At 71.0% G+C, this 14,496-nt stretch carries 13 protein-coding genes; 11 read left to right on the top strand and 2 right to left on the bottom strand.

Annotated features, from left to right (window positions below):
* Positions 1 to 64 precede the first annotated feature (64 nt).
* On the bottom strand, positions 65 to 1,222 hold the full coding sequence (locus tag P3T37_RS35095) for a LacI family DNA-binding transcriptional regulator (protein WP_280728014.1): 1,158 nt from the start codon (positions 1,220 to 1,222) through the stop codon (positions 65 to 67).
* A 366-nt stretch (positions 1,223 to 1,588) separates the two neighbouring features.
* Here P3T37_RS35095 and hisC point away from each other — a divergent pair, with 366 nt between their 5' ends.
* Positions 1,589 to 2,668 (top strand): histidinol-phosphate transaminase, encoded by a 1,080-nt coding sequence (gene hisC / locus P3T37_RS35090; RefSeq protein WP_280728013.1) that lies wholly within the window; start codon positions 1,589 to 1,591, stop codon positions 2,666 to 2,668.
* A 47-nt stretch (positions 2,669 to 2,715) separates the two neighbouring features.
* Here hisC and P3T37_RS35085 read toward each other — a convergent pair whose 3' ends face one another.
* Positions 2,716 to 3,108, bottom strand: a complete 393-nt coding sequence (locus P3T37_RS35085) for a VOC family protein (protein WP_280728012.1) — start codon at positions 3,106 to 3,108, stop codon at positions 2,716 to 2,718.
* A 278-nt stretch (positions 3,109 to 3,386) separates the two neighbouring features.
* Between P3T37_RS35085 and P3T37_RS35080 the strand changes: the two genes are divergently transcribed.
* The 10 genes from P3T37_RS35080 to cydB all read left to right on the top strand — a co-directional run bounded on the left by P3T37_RS35080 (position 3,387) and on the right by cydB (position 14,495).
* Entirely contained in the window at positions 3,387 to 4,799 is a 1,413-nt protein-coding gene (locus tag P3T37_RS35080; RefSeq protein WP_280728011.1) for a biotin/lipoyl-binding protein, read from the top strand.
* Positions 4,799 to 5,671, top strand: a complete 873-nt coding sequence (locus P3T37_RS35075; RefSeq protein ID WP_280728010.1) for an ABC transporter ATP-binding protein — start codon at positions 4,799 to 4,801, stop codon at positions 5,669 to 5,671. The genes P3T37_RS35080 and P3T37_RS35075 overlap by 1 nt, the downstream gene beginning before the upstream one ends.
* A complete protein-coding gene (locus P3T37_RS35070; protein ID WP_280728009.1) occupies positions 5,668 to 6,882 on the top strand; it encodes an ABC transporter permease in 1,215 nt (404 codons plus the stop codon). The genes P3T37_RS35075 and P3T37_RS35070 overlap by 4 nt, the downstream gene beginning before the upstream one ends.
* A gap of 49 nt (positions 6,883 to 6,931) precedes the next feature.
* Positions 6,932 to 7,615 (top strand): hypothetical protein, encoded by a 684-nt coding sequence (locus P3T37_RS35065; RefSeq protein ID WP_280728008.1) that lies wholly within the window; start codon positions 6,932 to 6,934, stop codon positions 7,613 to 7,615.
* 151 nt (positions 7,616 to 7,766) lie between these two features.
* The gene (locus P3T37_RS35060; RefSeq protein ID WP_280728007.1) at positions 7,767 to 8,465 is read left to right on the top strand and encodes a VC0807 family protein; all 699 of its coding nucleotides are present in this window, start codon (positions 7,767 to 7,769) and stop codon (positions 8,463 to 8,465) included.
* Positions 8,466 to 8,577: 112 nt separating this feature from the next.
* Complete coding sequence (locus tag P3T37_RS35055) at positions 8,578 to 9,423, top strand: response regulator transcription factor (protein ID WP_280728006.1); 846 nt, start codon at positions 8,578 to 8,580, stop codon at positions 9,421 to 9,423.
* A 5-nt stretch (positions 9,424 to 9,428) separates the two neighbouring features.
* The gene (locus tag P3T37_RS35050; protein ID WP_280728005.1) at positions 9,429 to 10,976 is read left to right on the top strand and encodes a HAMP domain-containing sensor histidine kinase; all 1,548 of its coding nucleotides are present in this window, start codon (positions 9,429 to 9,431) and stop codon (positions 10,974 to 10,976) included.
* A gap of 100 nt (positions 10,977 to 11,076) precedes the next feature.
* On the top strand, positions 11,077 to 11,697 hold the full coding sequence (locus tag P3T37_RS35045; protein ID WP_280728004.1) for a Uma2 family endonuclease: 621 nt from the start codon (positions 11,077 to 11,079) through the stop codon (positions 11,695 to 11,697).
* Positions 11,698 to 11,928: 231 nt separating this feature from the next.
* The gene (locus P3T37_RS35040) at positions 11,929 to 13,473 is read left to right on the top strand and encodes a cytochrome ubiquinol oxidase subunit I (protein ID WP_280728003.1); all 1,545 of its coding nucleotides are present in this window, start codon (positions 11,929 to 11,931) and stop codon (positions 13,471 to 13,473) included.
* Positions 13,474 to 13,490: 17 nt separating this feature from the next.
* Complete coding sequence (gene cydB / locus P3T37_RS35035) at positions 13,491 to 14,495, top strand: cytochrome d ubiquinol oxidase subunit II (RefSeq protein ID WP_280728002.1); 1,005 nt, start codon at positions 13,491 to 13,493, stop codon at positions 14,493 to 14,495.
* Position 14,496: the final 1 nt, after the last annotated feature.

Below are 14,496 nucleotides of genomic sequence, written 5' to 3'. Positions count from 1 at the left end.
GAACGTACCCCGCCAGGCCCCGCCGAGAGCTGCGGGACGGTCGGCCCGGACCCGCCGTCGCTGCTCAGACCTCGCCCGGCGGGCGGGGCGGGCTGACGGTGGTTCGGGGGCTGCGCCGCTGGGAGGAGGCCCGGACGATCAGTTCGGTGGGCATCAGCGTCCCCGGCGGAGGCCCGGTGCCGGCCGTTCGGTAGCGCGGCGGGAAGAGCCGCGCGATGTCCACTCCGGTGCCCGAGTCGACCCCCTCGATCGCGTCGATCAGTAGGTTGACGACGGTGGTCCCGATCCGGCGCGGCTTGAGCGAGAGGGTGGTGATCGGCGGCTCGGTGCCGGCGTAGACGTCGCTCTCGCTGCAGCAGACCAGCAGCAGCTCCTCCGGCACCCGCAGGCCGTAGCGGCGGGCGGCGGCGAGCAGGTCGGTGCCGTTCGGGTCGAAGAGCCCGTAGACGGCGTCCGGCCGGTCGGGGCGGGCCAGCAGCCGGTCGGCGGCGACGGCGCCGGCGGCCGGGTCGTGCGCCGGGTAGGCCTCGTACACCGGCTCCTGGCCGACCCGGTCGCACCAGCCTAGGTAGGCGTCGGTGCTCAGCCGGGTGTAGGTGTCGGTGCTGGTGCCGGTGAGCAGGCCGATCCGGCGGGCGCCGGCCTCGCTGAGGTGGTCCAGGATGTTGAGGACGGCGGCCTCGTGGTCGTTGTCGACCCAGGCGGTGACCGGGCAGTTGCCGGGCTTGCCGTCGCTGACCACCGGCACGCCGGACCGGTACAGCTCGCTGACCAGCGGGTCCTGGTCGGCGGGGTCGATCACCACGGTGCCGTCCAGCGCGACGTTGCTCCAGACGTCGTGCCGGGAGGAGGCGGGAAGTACGACCAGCGCGTAGCCGCGGCCGAGCGCGGCGCTGGTGGCCGCGCGGGCCATCTCGGCGAAGTAGGCGAACTCGGTGAAGGTGAACGGCTCCTCGCCGTAGGTGGTGACGGTCAGTCCGATCAGTCCGGACCGGCCGGTGCGCAGCGTCCGGGCGGCGGCGGACGGCCGGTAGCCGAGGCGCTCGGCGACCTCGCGCACCCGGCTGCGGGTTTCGTCGGGCAGGCGGCCCTTACCGTTCAAGGCGTCGGAGACGGTGGTGATGGACACTCCGGCGGCTGCTGCCACGTCCCGGATGCCGGCCCGCTCCAGACGCCGTGAGGTCGTGGGTCGCCGACCGCTCTGGTTGGCTGCTGCTGTCATGGCGGACCGATCGTATGGCGCGTCAGCAGTTCGCGGGACCAGGCCTCGGATCGGGGCTGAAGATACGTTTCTCCATGACAAGGGCCCGGATCATCCCTTGGATCAGGGGTCTGGTTTCGGCCGATTACCTCTGACATGTGCCATGGGAACGAGAGACAATGGCTGATCCGCATCGGTAACCCGACCGGACATCTCACCCCTACGAGTGAGCGTGCTCGGTATCGTTCTCGGCACCCGACCGGGGAACACCGCCGCTTGCCGCGACCGGCGCACACCAACGCGCCGGGGCGCACACGCGGCACCGGGGTGATGCCCCGCAGGGCCGGTCCCAAGAACCGGCTCCGACAGACGAAGGAGAGCACCACCGTGAGCGGTACGGCAGCGCAGGGCCCGCGGCTTCGCCCGAGCCTCGACGGCATCCCCACCTACAAGCCCGGCAAGCCGGCCGGCGCCGACGCCTTCAAGTTGTCCTCCAACGAGAACCCGTACGAGCCGCTGCCCGGCGTGCTGGAGGCCGCCGTCGCGGCGGCCGGCTCCTTCAACCGCTACCCGGACATGGCGGTCACCGAGCTGACCGCTGAGCTGGCCCAGCGCTTCGGCGTCCCCGCGGAGCACATCGCCACCGGACCCGGCTCGGTCGGCGTCGCCCAGTCGCTGGTGCTCTCCACGGCCGGCCCGGGCGACGAGGTGATCTTCGCCTGGCGCTCCTTCGAGGCCTACCCGATCATCACCCAGGTGGCCGGTGCCACCCCGGTGGCGGTGCCGCTGACCGCGGGGGAGGAGCACGACCTCGACGCGATGCTCGCGGCGATCACCCCGCGGACCCGGCTGATCTTCGTCTGCAACCCGAACAACCCGACCGGTGTCGCGATCCGCCGCCCCGAGCTGGAGCGCTTCCTGGACGCCGTGCCCGGCGACATCCTGGTGGTCGTCGACGAGGCGTACCGCGAGTTCCTGCGCGACGAGCTGGTCCCGGACGGCGTCGAGCTCTACCGCGACCGCCCGAACGTCTGCGTGCTGCGCACCTTCTCCAAGGCGTACGGCCTGGCCGGCCTGCGGATCGGCTTCGCCATCGCGCACGAGCCGGTGGCCACCGCGCTGCGCAAGACGGCCGTCCCGTTCGGCGTCAGCCAGCTCGCCCAGGACGCGGCGGTCGCCTCGCTGCGGGCCGAGGACGCGCTGATGGTGCGGGTGGAGGCGCTGGTCACCGAGCGCACCCGGGTCGTCGCGGAGCTGACCGCGCAGGGCTGGACCCTCGCCGACTCGCAGGCCAACTTCGTCTGGCTGCGGCTGGGTGAGCGGACCGTCGACTTCGCCGAGGCGTGCACCGCGGCGGGCGTCATCGTCCGTCCGTTCGCCGGTGAGGGCGTGCGCGTGACGATCGGTGAGGTGGCGGGCAACGACCTCTTCCTCGGCGTGGCGGCGGCGTTCCGCAAGGAGCTCTGACAGCCCAGGGGGTCCCGAACCTTCGGGACCCCCTGCTCCTGCCGTGCTCAGGCCGTCGCGGCCCGTTCGGCGGCGCTGCGCTCGACGCACAGTTCGTTCCCCTCGGGGTCGGCCAGGACGGCCCACCCGGTGCCGTCGGGGTTGCGCAGGTCCTCGACCAGGGTCGCGCCGACGGCCAGCAGCCGCTGGACCTCCTCCTCGCGGGTGCGGTCCTGCGGCTGGAGGTCCAGGTGGACCCGGTTCTTCACGGCCTTCGGCTCGGGCACCGCTATGAAGAGCAGCCGGGGCCCGCCGGTGCCGGCCGGCGGGATCACGGCGGCCTCCGGGTCGCCGGGGACGTCGTCCGCTCCCATCGGCCAGCCGGTCACCTCGGACCAGAACCGGGCGAGGGTGTAGGCGTCCGTGCAGTCGAACGTGATGCTGTGCAGGGCTGAACTCAAGGGGTGCCTCCGACAACGAATGGGTGACGGTCCGTCATTCTTCCAGCAGGACCGTGCGGACGCGTGGTCTCCTGCCTGCGGTTCCCGGGCCAGGATTAAAGGCTGCGGGCCAGATCTCTGGGAAGATCCTGAGAGTTTCGCCAACAGCGCTCCCGTAAACCCGGACCTGCGACGGTGTTATGTCCCGTTGTGTCCGCTCTTGCTTCCCCCGCATGACTCAGCTGGCTCTCAGCCCTCGCTCAGAGCTTCGCAAGAGCGCCAGGCAACTCTTGTGCGCTATGAAGGTCCTCCTGCGACGGCGTGGTGCCGTCCTCGTCAACTCAGTACTCGGTGTGGCCCTCCTCGCCGGAGGTGCCCTGGCTTACACCACCGTGAACAGCAGCAGCAGTGCTGCCGCCAGTAAGCCGACCACCCGCAGCGCGACCGTGACCAAGGGCACGGTCCTGGCCACCGTGTCCGGATCCGGTGCCCTCTCCTCCCCGTCCGATGCCGGACAGAACTTCGTGACCGGTGGCAAGCTCACCGCGGTCAAGGTGTCGGTGGGCGACACCGTGACCGCGGGCGAGGTGCTCGCCACCGTCGACACGACCCAGGCCCAGCAGCAGGTGACCACCGCCCAGGGCGGCGTCACCAGCGCGCAGGCCGCCCTGAACACCGCGGAGGCCAACCTCACCAAGGCGCAGGCCGGGGTCACCACGACCACGACCACCGGTTCGGGCAGCTCCGGCTCCGGCTCCGGCCGCAGCGGCGCCGGCGCCTCCACCCCTGCTCCGCAGACCAGCACGGTCAGCACCACCACGGTCGACCCCTCTGCCGTGGCGCAGGCCGAACAGCAGGTGACGCAGGCCCAGCAGCAGCTCAACGCCGCGCAGATCACGCTCACCAACGCCCAGACGGCGCTGACCGGCACCACCCTGACCGCCTCCGAGGGCGGCACGGTCGCGTCGATCTCCAACAAGGTCGGCGACACCGTCTCCGGCACCGGCTCCACCGACACCTCGGGCTCCGGCAGCGGCGCGAGCAGCAGCGGCACCGGCAGCAAGACGACCAGCGCGTCGACCTCCAGCACGCCGAGCGGCTTCATCGTGCTCACCAACCCGACCGGGATGCAGGTGACCGCGGACTTCTCCGAGCTCGACTCGCTGAAGCTCAAGAAGGGCGAGGCGGCCACCGTCACGCTCAACGCGCAGTCCAGCACCGTCCTCAACGCCACCGTGCTGTCGGTCAGTTCGCTGCCCGTCTCCAGCAGCACCGGCGCCAGCGCGGCGGTCCAGTACGCCGCGACGCTGCAGATCAACGGTGACACCAGCACGCTGCGGACCGGCCTGAGCGCCACCGTCTCGGTGGTCACCGGCGAGGCCGACAACGCGCTCTCCGTCCCGGCGGCGGCGCTGGCCGGCACCGGCACCACGCGCACCGCGACCCTGGTGAAGCCGGACGGCACGACCTCGCGGGTGAGCGTGGCGGTCGGCGTGGTGGGCGACACCACCGTGCAGGTGGTCTCCGGCCTCAACGCCGGGGACAAGGTCCAGATCGCCTCGGCCACGGCCGGCAGCGGCTCCGGCTTCCCGAGCGGCGCCTTCCCCGGCGGCGCGGGTGTGGCCGGCTTCGGTGGCGGCGCCGGTGGTGGCGGCGGCCGGGCCGGTGGTGGCGGCGGCGGTGGCGGCGGCGGCTCCAAGGGCGGCAACTGATGGCCCGGCGCGGCCGAGCGCGTCACTCCGGTACCGCTCCCACCCCCGAGACCGAGACCGGCCCGGCGACGCCGACCCCGGTCATCCAGATCCGCCGGCTCACCAAGGCCTACGGCCACGGTGACGCGACGGTCCACGCGCTGCGCGGACCGGACGATCCGGAGACCGGTCTGCCGGCAGGCGTCAGCCTGGACATCGACGAGGGCGACTTCGTCGCGGTGATGGGTAGTTCGGGTTCCGGCAAGTCGACCCTGATGAACATCCTGGGTTGCCTGGACGTACCGACCGCCGGGCGTTACCTGCTGGACGGCATCGACGTCGGACACCTGGACGAGCAGCAGCTCTCCCTGGTCCGCAACCGCAAGATCGGCTTCATCTTCCAGTCGTTCAACCTGGTCCCCCGCACCAGCGCCCTCGCGCAGGTCGAGCTCCCGCTCGCCTACGCGGGGGTCCGGGCCGCCGAGCGGCGCAAGCGCGCGCTCGCCGCGCTCTCGCTGGTCGGCCTCTCGCAGCGCGCCGGGCACAAGCCCAACGAGCTGTCCGGCGGGCAGCAGCAGCGCGTCGCCGTGGCGCGGGCCCTGGTCACGGCGCCGGCGATGCTGCTGGCCGACGAGCCGACCGGAAACCTGGACAGCCACTCCACCGAAGAGGTACTGCAGATCATCGACGGACTGAACGCGACCGGACGAACGGTCGTGCTGATCACCCACGAGGACGAGGTGGCCATGCACGCCAAGCGCGTGCTGCGGCTGGTCGACGGCAAGGTGATCTCGGACGTCCGGCAGGGGCCGGTCGTCGGCCCGCCGCCGGTGCTCGCAGCCCAGCTCCGCCAGCGCGCCGCCAACGGTGAACTGATCGGAGGCCGACAGTGATCTTCTGGCAGATCATTCGCTTCGCACTCGGCGGCCTGGCCGCCAACAAGGTGCGTTCCGCGCTCACCATGCTCGGTGTGCTGATCGGTGTGGCCTCGGTGATCCTGCTGCTCGCGGTGGGCAACGGCTCCTCGGTCGCGGTGAAGAACTCGATCACCTCGCTCGGCACCAACTCGCTGACCGTCAGCTCCGGCGCGTCCTTCGGCGGCTCGCGCAGCGCGGCCACCACCAAGAAGCTCACGGTGGCCGACGCCAAGGCGCTGGCCGACCCGACCGCCGCGCCGGACATCAAGTCGGTCGCCCCGGTGGTCTCCACCAGCGCCACCGCGATCTACGGGGACATCTCGTACACCCCCGGCTCGATCCTGGGCACCTACCCGGCGTACTTCGAGACCGCCAACGAGAAGATCGCGAAGGGCGACTACTTCAGCGCCGACGACGTGCTGAACTCCCGCAAGGTCGCGGTCATCGGCTCCACCACCGCCACCCAGCTCTTCAACACCGACGACCCGGTCGGCAAGACAATCAGCCTGGGCGGCACGCCGTTCACGGTGGTCGGCGTGCTGCAGACCAAGGGCGGCAGCACCGGCTTCAGCGACCCGGACGACGTGGTGATCGCGCCGCTGCCGACCGTGCAGAACGCCTTCACCGGCTTCAGCTCGGTCAGCCAGATCCTGGTGCAGGCGACCTCCGCCGACACCACCACGCAGGCCCAGGCCGAGATCACCCAGGTCCTGATGGGGACGCACTCGCTGACCGACCCCACCAAGCTCGACTTCCGGGTGAGCAACCAGGCCTCCCTGCTCACCGCGCGGGAGAGCACCACCCAGACCTTCACCGTGCTGCTCGGCGCGGTGGCCGCGATCTCGCTGCTGGTCGGCGGGATCGGGATCACCAACATCATGCTGGTCACGGTCACCGAGCGGACCCGGGAGATCGGCATCCGCAAGGCCCTGGGCGCGCCGAAGGCGGTGATCCTGGGCCAGTTCCTCACCGAGTCGACCCTGCTGTCGGTGCTGGGAGCCGGACTGGGGGTGGGGGTCGGACTCTTCGGCGCGCACTTCAAGGTGGTCGGGATCGTGCCGGTGGTGATTCCCTCGTCGGTGCTCGGCTCCTTCGCGATCGCCGTGGCGATCGGACTCTTCTTCGGCAGCTACCCGGCCAACCGGGCCGCTTCGCTGCGTCCCATCGACGCCCTGCGGCACGAGTGAGGCAGCAGACATGATCACCGAGCGAGACGAGCGGGAGCAGTCAAAGCCCATGCCTACCAACAACAGTGACCTGGTCCGGGCGGACGACACGGTTCAGCTGGCCGCCATCACGGTCGACGCGCCGCGCGCCGAGCTGGAGCCGGGCAGCCCGGCGGCGCACGCCGCCCTGCTGGCGACCCCGCCGGACGCCCGCGACATCACCGCCGAGCTGGCCGCGCCGCCGCGGCGCAAGCTGCCCTGGCTGACCATGCTGCTGGCCGGCGGCGTGATCGCCGCGTCGGCCTTCGCCGGGGGCGCCTGGTACCAGAAGAACCACGGCGCGACGACGGCTGCGAGCGGCGGACGCGGCGCGGCTGCCGCCGCCGCGGGCGGTCGCAGCGGCCGCGGCGGGAGCGGCGCGGCCGGCGGCGGCCAGGCAGCCGGTGCGCCCGGCTTCACCCGCGGCACGGTCAAGCTGGTCGACGGCAGCACCGTCTACCTGACCGACAGCAGCGGCAACACCGTCAAGGTGACCACCAGCGGCACCACCAAGGTGCAGGTCACCAAGGACGGCCAGGTCGGCGACCTGCAGCCGGGCCAGAGCGTGACCGTGGTCGGCACGCCGGACTCCTCCGGCGGCTACGCGGCCTCCCAGCTGACCGAGGGCGGCATCGCCGCAGGCGGCTTCGGTGGCGGTGGCGGCGGCGGGTTCGGTGGCGGCGGCGCCGCGGGCGGTACCTCCAAGAGCGGCTGACGATCCGTCGCGGGGTGGTGACCAGCCGTCAGGGCTGGTCACCACCCCTTTTCCTGGGCTGGGCCAAACGGCTGAGATCCGGCACACTGTCCCCCGCGGCCAGAGGCACTGGCCGCGTGCTCGCGCACTTCGCGCCGTCCACGGGGGACACGTGTCCGCACCAACCACTCCGCAGCCCGCCCCGGCCCGCAAGGGCTCGGCCGCCGCCCTCGGCTGGCTGCTCAGCATCGGCTTCAACGTCGTCGCGCCGATCGTGATCTACAACCAGCTGCACGCCCACGGCGTCGGCGACTTCACCGCGCTGCTGCTCTCCGGGCTCGGCCCGGTGCTGGACATCGCGGTCTACCTGGCCTGGCACCGGCGGGTGGACGAGTTCGCGATCATCTCGCTGGTCTTCGTCGCGCTGACCGCGATCGTCTCGCTGGTCGGCCCGCACGACGCCCGGCTGCTGCTGGTCAAGGACTCCTTCGTGACCGGCCTCTTCGGCCTGCTCTGCCTGGCCTCGCTGGCCGCCCCGCGCCCGCTGATGTTCTACTTCGGCCGCAAGTTCGCCACCGACGGCACGCCCGCGGCGGTGGCCTGGTGGAACGGGCTCTGGCAGTTCCCCGGTTTCCGGACGGTCCAGCGCAACCTGACGATCGGCTGGGGCGTGGGCTATCTGGCCGAGGCGGCGCTGCGGATCGCGCTGGTCTACACCCTGTCCACGAGCGCGATGGTCACCGTCAACAACGTCCTGCCGTACGTCGTCACGGGCGGCCTGGTCTTCTGGACGATCAGCTACGCCAGGCGGGCCCAGGCCCGGGGCGCCGCAGCCGCGGCCGCTGCCGCAAGCCAGCCCCAGGCCGTCTGAGCACGGACGACCCCGCCGTTCATCCACCTCTCATCACTTCCGTGTAACCTCCCGAGTCCGTCATCCGATGGGGTGACGGACCGGCTCGACCCTCGACCTGGGAGGCGGACCCATGATGCAGGGCACTGCGGCAAGTACGGCGCCCACGGCGGCTTCGTCGGTCGGAGCGGCCGGTGCGGGCAGAACGCCGGGTGAGGCCTTCCTGCTCGTGGTGGACGACGAACCGAACATCCGCGAGCTGCTCTCCGCCTCGCTGCGCTTCTCCGGCTTCCGGGTGGAGTCCGCCGCCACCGGCGAGGAGGCGCTGGCCGCGATCGCCGTCGAGCGCCCCGACCTGGTGGTCCTCGACGTGATGCTCCCCGACCTGGACGGCTTCACGGTCGTCGAGCGGCTGCGCGAGCGCACCCGCCGCCAGCAGATCGCCAACCCGACGGGCCTGGCCACCCGCCCGGGCCGGGCGCGGCCGGCCGAGCACCTCCCGGTGCTCTTCCTCACGGCCAAGGACGGGACCGAGGACAAGGTGCACGGCCTGGCGGCCGGCGCCGACGACTACGTCACCAAGCCGTTCAGCCTGGAGGAGCTGATCGCCCGGATCCGGGCGATCCTGCGCCGGGCCGGCGGCCCGGCCGAGGACGGCCGGCTGATGGTCGCCGACCTCACCCTCGACCCGCTGGCGCACGAGGTGACCCGGGACGGCCACGCCGTCTCGCTGTCGCCCACCGAGTTCAAGCTGCTGCACTACCTGATGGCCAACGTCGGCCGGGTGGTCTCCAAGGCGCAGATCCTGGACCACGTCTGGGCGTACGACTTCGGCGGCGACCTGAGCATCGTCGAGTCGTACATCTCCTACCTGCGCCGCAAGCTCGACTCGGGCCCCGACCACGGGCCCAAGCTGATCCACACGGTGCGCGGCATCGGCTACGCGCTGCGCCGACCGCCCCAGCAGGCCCAGGACTGATCCAGGTGCGCCGACTGCTCGCGCGGGTGTCGCTCCGCCTCCCGCGCCGCCTGCCGCGTCCCGGCGCGCTGACCCGCCGCGCCGGGCGCTTCTCGCTCCGCAGCCGGCTGCTCGCCCTCACCCTGGTGCTGGTCGCCACCGGGCTGGCGGTCAGCGACGTCGTGGTGCTCGGCGAAGCGCATCAGCTGCTGGTCGGCCGGCTCGACCAGCAGCTGATGCGCTTCGGCCAGCAGCTGTCCCACCGCGGCGGCAAGCCCGGCGGCAGCGGCGTCAAGCCGCCGACCAGCACTGACGCCGCGCCGAACCTGAAGGTGCTGCCCAGCCAGTTCGAGGTGCGCATGCTGGCCGCCGACGGCAGCGTGCTGCGGGTGGAACGCCAGCCGATGGCCGACACCGACCCCGGCCCGCGGCTGCCCGACGGCGGCGACCCCGATCTGTTCAAGCACCTGGGCGGGGGCTTCAACCTGCCCGCCGAGCACGGCTCCGGCAGCTGGCGGGTGCTCATCCTGCCGATCCAGCGCACCGGTCCGGCGCCCGCCAACGCCTCCTCCTACGTCATGGTCGCGGTCTCCTCGGACGACGTGGAGGCCACCGTCGAGAATCTGCGCGCCGCCTTCCTGGCGATCGGCGTGGCCGTCCTGCTGCTGATAGCCGCGCTCGGCACCTTCGCGGTGCGGGCCGGTCTGCTGCCGCTGCGCCGGATCGAGCGCGGCACCGAGCTGATCGCGGCCGGCGAACTCTCCTACCGGATGCCCGACCTGCCGACCAGCACCGAGGTCGGCCGGCTCTCGGCGGCACTGAACGGGATGCTCGACCAGATCGAGGCCGCCTTCGCCGCCCGCGCCCAGTCCGAGGAGCGGATGCGCAGGTTCGTGGCGGACGCCTCGCACGAGCTGCGCACCCCGCTGGCCGGCATCCGCGGCTTCGCCGAGCTGTACCGGATGGGCGCGCTGCCGTCCGAGGCGGACGTCAACCGGACGATGAACCGGATCGAGAGCGAGGCGGTCCGGATGGGCGGCCTGGTCGAGGACCTGCTCACCCTCGCCCGCCTCGACGAGGAGCGCCCGCTCGACCTCGCCCCGATGGACCTGCGCACGCTGGCCGCGGACGCGCTGCACGACCTGACCGCGCTCGACCCGACCCGTTCGGTCGCCCTCACCGGCCCCGGCGGCACCGGGACCCCGGGCGCCGCCACCGTCCTCGGCGACGAGGCCCGGCTGCGCCAGGTGGTCACCAACCTGGTCGGCAACGCCGTCAAGCACACCCCGCTCGGCACCGCCGTCCGGATCGGCGTGGGCACCGCCGGCGGCGCCTGCGTCCTCGAAGTCGCCGACTCCGGACCGGGTCTGACGCATGATCAGGCAGCTCGGGTCTTCGAGCGCTTCTACCGCGTCGACGGCTCCCGCAGCCGCCACGACGGAGGCGGCGCAGGCCTCGGCCTGGCCATCGCCGCCGCCCTCACCCGCGCCCACGGCGGCACCCTCACCCTCGACACCGCCCCCGCCGCCGGCGCGACCTTCCGCCTCCACCTGCCCCGATCGAGTGGCAACTGACCGAACCCCCTTGCCTGCCGCCACCTGTGTGTGATCGTACGGTTGCGGCTTGTGCCACCCGGTCTCGCCGCTCACACTGGACTGGAAGAGAGGTGTCCTCATGACCGCGCTCGCACTCGAGGAGATCACCGTGGACCTGGACCAGGCCCTGTGGCAGGTGTGGAAGTCCATGGACGTTCCGGAGGGCTTCCGGGCGGAGATCATCGAGGGAGTCATCGCGATGTCACCAACTGGTGGAAGCCGTCATGGCAAGATCAACCAGCGGGTAGCCCTGGCGCTTCATGATTTTCTTCGTGGCACCGGATATGCGCCCGGCCAGGACTTCAATGTCATCGACGGCCTCAAGGTCTGGATCCCCGATGTTCTCGTCGGCCCCGCCGACGTCGACGACATCGAGCACCCCGACGGCCTCGGCCTCCTCGCCTCCGGTATCGGTCTCGTCGTCGAGACGGTCTCCCCCGGCAGCGACGCCCGCCAGCGCGACTACGTCCGCAAGCACCGCGCGTACGCACAGGCCGGTATCCCGGTCTACGTGATCATCGACGACTACGACGACGGTGGCGCGGTCACCGTCCTCAGCGGTCCGGACCGGGGGCGCGGCGCGTACGCCAGCTCCGTCCGCAGCCCGTACGGCGCCGAGGCGTTGGTGCCCGAGGGGCCCGCCAAGGGCTTCGTGATCGGCCCGGAGATCACCGGCGGCCTGCTCGACCCGCAGCTCTGACCGTTCTTCACCCTTTCACCTTTTCCCCCACCCCCGGTGTGTGCCGCCGAACAGGCGTGCGTGATACTGGCTTCTGGCAGAGCTTGTGAACGTGTTCACGTTCACAAGCGCGCAAGCTTGGCATGAATTGTGCGATTCACAGCGAAGAGCACTGTTTGTCGGGCTTGTGCGGCAGGATTCTGGTCGAAGCCAGGTCGAATCGGACAGCGGACCGCAGGGAAGAGGGCCGAAGTGGAGCTAGCAGTCGCTCACGAGACCATCGCGCGATGGCAGTTCGGGGTCACCACCGTCTACCACTTCCTCTTCGTACCGCTCACCATCAGCCTGGCGGCGGTGGTGGCCGGGCTGGAGACGGCCTGGGTGCGGACGGGCAAGGAGAAGTACTTCCACGCCACCAAGTTCTGGGGCAAGCTCTTCCTGATCAACATCGCCATGGGCGTGGTGACCGGGATCGTGCAGGAGTTCCAGTTCGGGATGAACTGGTCGGACTACTCGCGCTTCGTCGGTGACGTCTTCGGTGCGCCGCTGGCGATGGAGGCGCTGATCGCCTTCTTCTTCGAGTCGACCTTCATCGGCCTGTGGATCTTCGGCTGGGACAAGCTGCCCAAGAAGATCCACTGCGCCTGCATCTGGATGGTGGCGCTCGGCACGGTGCTCTCCGCGTACTTCATCCTGGCCGCCAACTCCTGGATGCAGCACCCGTCCGGCTACACCATCGACCCGGTCACCAAGAAGGCGCAGCTGACCGACATCGGCAAGGTGCTCTTCCAGGACACCACGCTCGTCGTGGTCTTCCACACGCTCACCGCGGCCTTCCTGACCGGTGCCGCCTTCATGGTCGGCATCGCCTCCTTCCACCTCTGGAAGGCCAAGCGGCGCCCGGAGACGGCGGACGGCCGCAAGACCGCCGCGATGCGCACCTCGCTGCGCTTCGGCCTGGTCCTCGCGGTGGTCGCGGGCCTGGGCACCGCGATCAGCGGCGACACGCTGGCCAAGGTGATGTTCGAGCAGCAGCCGATGAAGATGGCCTCCGCCGAGGCGCTCTGGGACACCCAGTCGCCCGCGCCCTTCTCGATCTTCGCCATCGGCAACGTCAACGCGGGCCACAACTCGGTCGAGTTGGAGATCCCGGGGATACTCTCCTTCCTCGCCAAGAGCGACTTCAGCTCGCCGGTCCCCGGCATCAACGACACGGCCGCCGCCGAGGCCGCCAGGTACGGCGGCCAACCCGGCGACTACATCCCCAACATCTTCGTGACGTACTGGGGCTTCCGCCTCATGATCGGCTTCGGGATGACCTCCTTCGTGGCCGGCCTGATCGGCCTCTGGACCACCCGCAGGAAGCGCTTCCTCGCGCCCGCCTACCGCACCGCCGAGGACGAGGTGCCCCGGCTGATGCTCACCCCCACCCGGGAGATGGGCCCGTTCCTGACCAGGTGGAGCTGGCGGATCGGCATCCTCACCATGGGCTTCCCGCTGATCGCCAACAGCTTCGGCTGGATCTTCACCGAGATGGGCCGTCAGCCCTGGGCCGTCTTCGGCCTGATGACCACGGCCGACGCCGTCTCACCGAACGTCAGCGTGACCACCCAGGTGATCGCCTTCTCCACCTTCACCGCGCTCTACGCGATCCTCGCCGTGATCGAGGTGAAGCTGCTCGTGAAGTACGCCAAGGCGGGCATCGACCTCACCGACCGTCCCCCGGCCAAGGACCCCACCCTGCGCGGCCCGTCCTCGGACGAGGACGCCGACAAGCCGCTCGCCTTCGCCTACTGAGCCGGGGACCCATCGCCATGCAACTCCACGACATCTGGTTCGTCCTCATCGCCGTCCTCTGGATCGGCTACTTCTTCCTCGAAGGCTTCGACTTCGGCATCGGCGTGCTCACCAAGCTGCTCGCCCGGGACCGGGCCGAGCGCCGTGTCCTGATCAACACGATCGGCCCGGTCTGGGACGGCAACGAGGTCTGGCTGCTCACCGCCGGCGGCGCGACCTTCGCCGCCTTCCCCGACTGGTACGCCACCCTCTTCAGCGGTTTCTACCTCCCGCTGCTGATGATCCTGGTCTGCCTGATCGTGCGCGGGGTCGCCTTCGAGTACCGGCACAAGCGCACCGAGGACCGCTGGCAGCGCAACTGGGAGCACGCCATCTTCTGGACCTCCCTGCTGCCGGCCTTCCTCTGGGGCGTGGCCTTCGCCAACATCGTGCACGGCGTCGCCATCGACCGGCAGAAGAACTACGTCGGCAGCTTCTGGGGCCTGCTCAACCCCTACGCGCTGCTCGGCGGCCTGGTCACCCTCACGCTCTTCACCTTCCACGGCGCGGTCTTCGCCGCACTCAAGACGGTCGGCGACATCCGCACCCGCGCCCGGGCCGCGGCGCTCCGGCTCGGACTGCTGACGGCGGTCCTCGCGCTGGCCTTCCTGACCTGGACCCAGGCCCACTCCGGCACCGGCTGGAGCCTGGCCGCCCTGGTGATCGCCGTACTCGCCCTGGCCGGCGCGCTGGTGGCCAACCAACTGGCCCGCGAGGGCTGGGCGTTCATCCTCTCCGGGCTGACCATCGTGGCCGCCGTCGCGATGCTCTTCCTCGCGCTCTTCCCCAACGTGATGCCCTCCACCCTCGACCCGGCGTTCAGCCTCACCGTCACCAACGCCGCCTCCTCCCCCTACACGCTGAAGCTGATGACGATCGTCGCCGCGGTCTTCACCCCCCTCGTCCTGCTCTACCAGGGCTGGACGTACTGGGTGTTCCGCAAGCGGATCGGCGTCCAGCACATCCCCTCCGCCGAGGTCTGAC

Source organism: Kitasatospora sp. MAA4, from assembly GCF_029893355.1.
GTDB lineage: Bacteria > Actinomycetota > Actinomycetes > Streptomycetales > Streptomycetaceae > Kitasatospora.
This window is presented reverse-complemented; position numbering and strand designations above follow the sequence as displayed.

Coding starts and splice junctions, on each gene's coding strand:
- P3T37_RS35095 (WP_280728014.1), bottom strand. CDS start 1,222: ATGACAGCAGCAGCCAACCAGAGCGGTCGGCGACCCACGACCTCACGG.
- P3T37_RS35080 (WP_280728011.1), top strand. CDS start 3,387: ATGAAGGTCCTCCTGCGACGGCGTGGTGCCGTCCTCGTCAACTCAGTA.
- P3T37_RS35075 (WP_280728010.1), top strand. CDS start 4,799: ATGGCCCGGCGCGGCCGAGCGCGTCACTCCGGTACCGCTCCCACCCCC.
- P3T37_RS35065 (WP_280728008.1), top strand. CDS start 6,932: ATGCCTACCAACAACAGTGACCTGGTCCGGGCGGACGACACGGTTCAG.
- P3T37_RS35055 (WP_280728006.1), top strand. CDS start 8,578: ATGATGCAGGGCACTGCGGCAAGTACGGCGCCCACGGCGGCTTCGTCG.
- P3T37_RS35045 (WP_280728004.1), top strand. CDS start 11,077: ATGACCGCGCTCGCACTCGAGGAGATCACCGTGGACCTGGACCAGGCC.
- cydB (WP_280728002.1), top strand. CDS start 13,491: ATGCAACTCCACGACATCTGGTTCGTCCTCATCGCCGTCCTCTGGATC.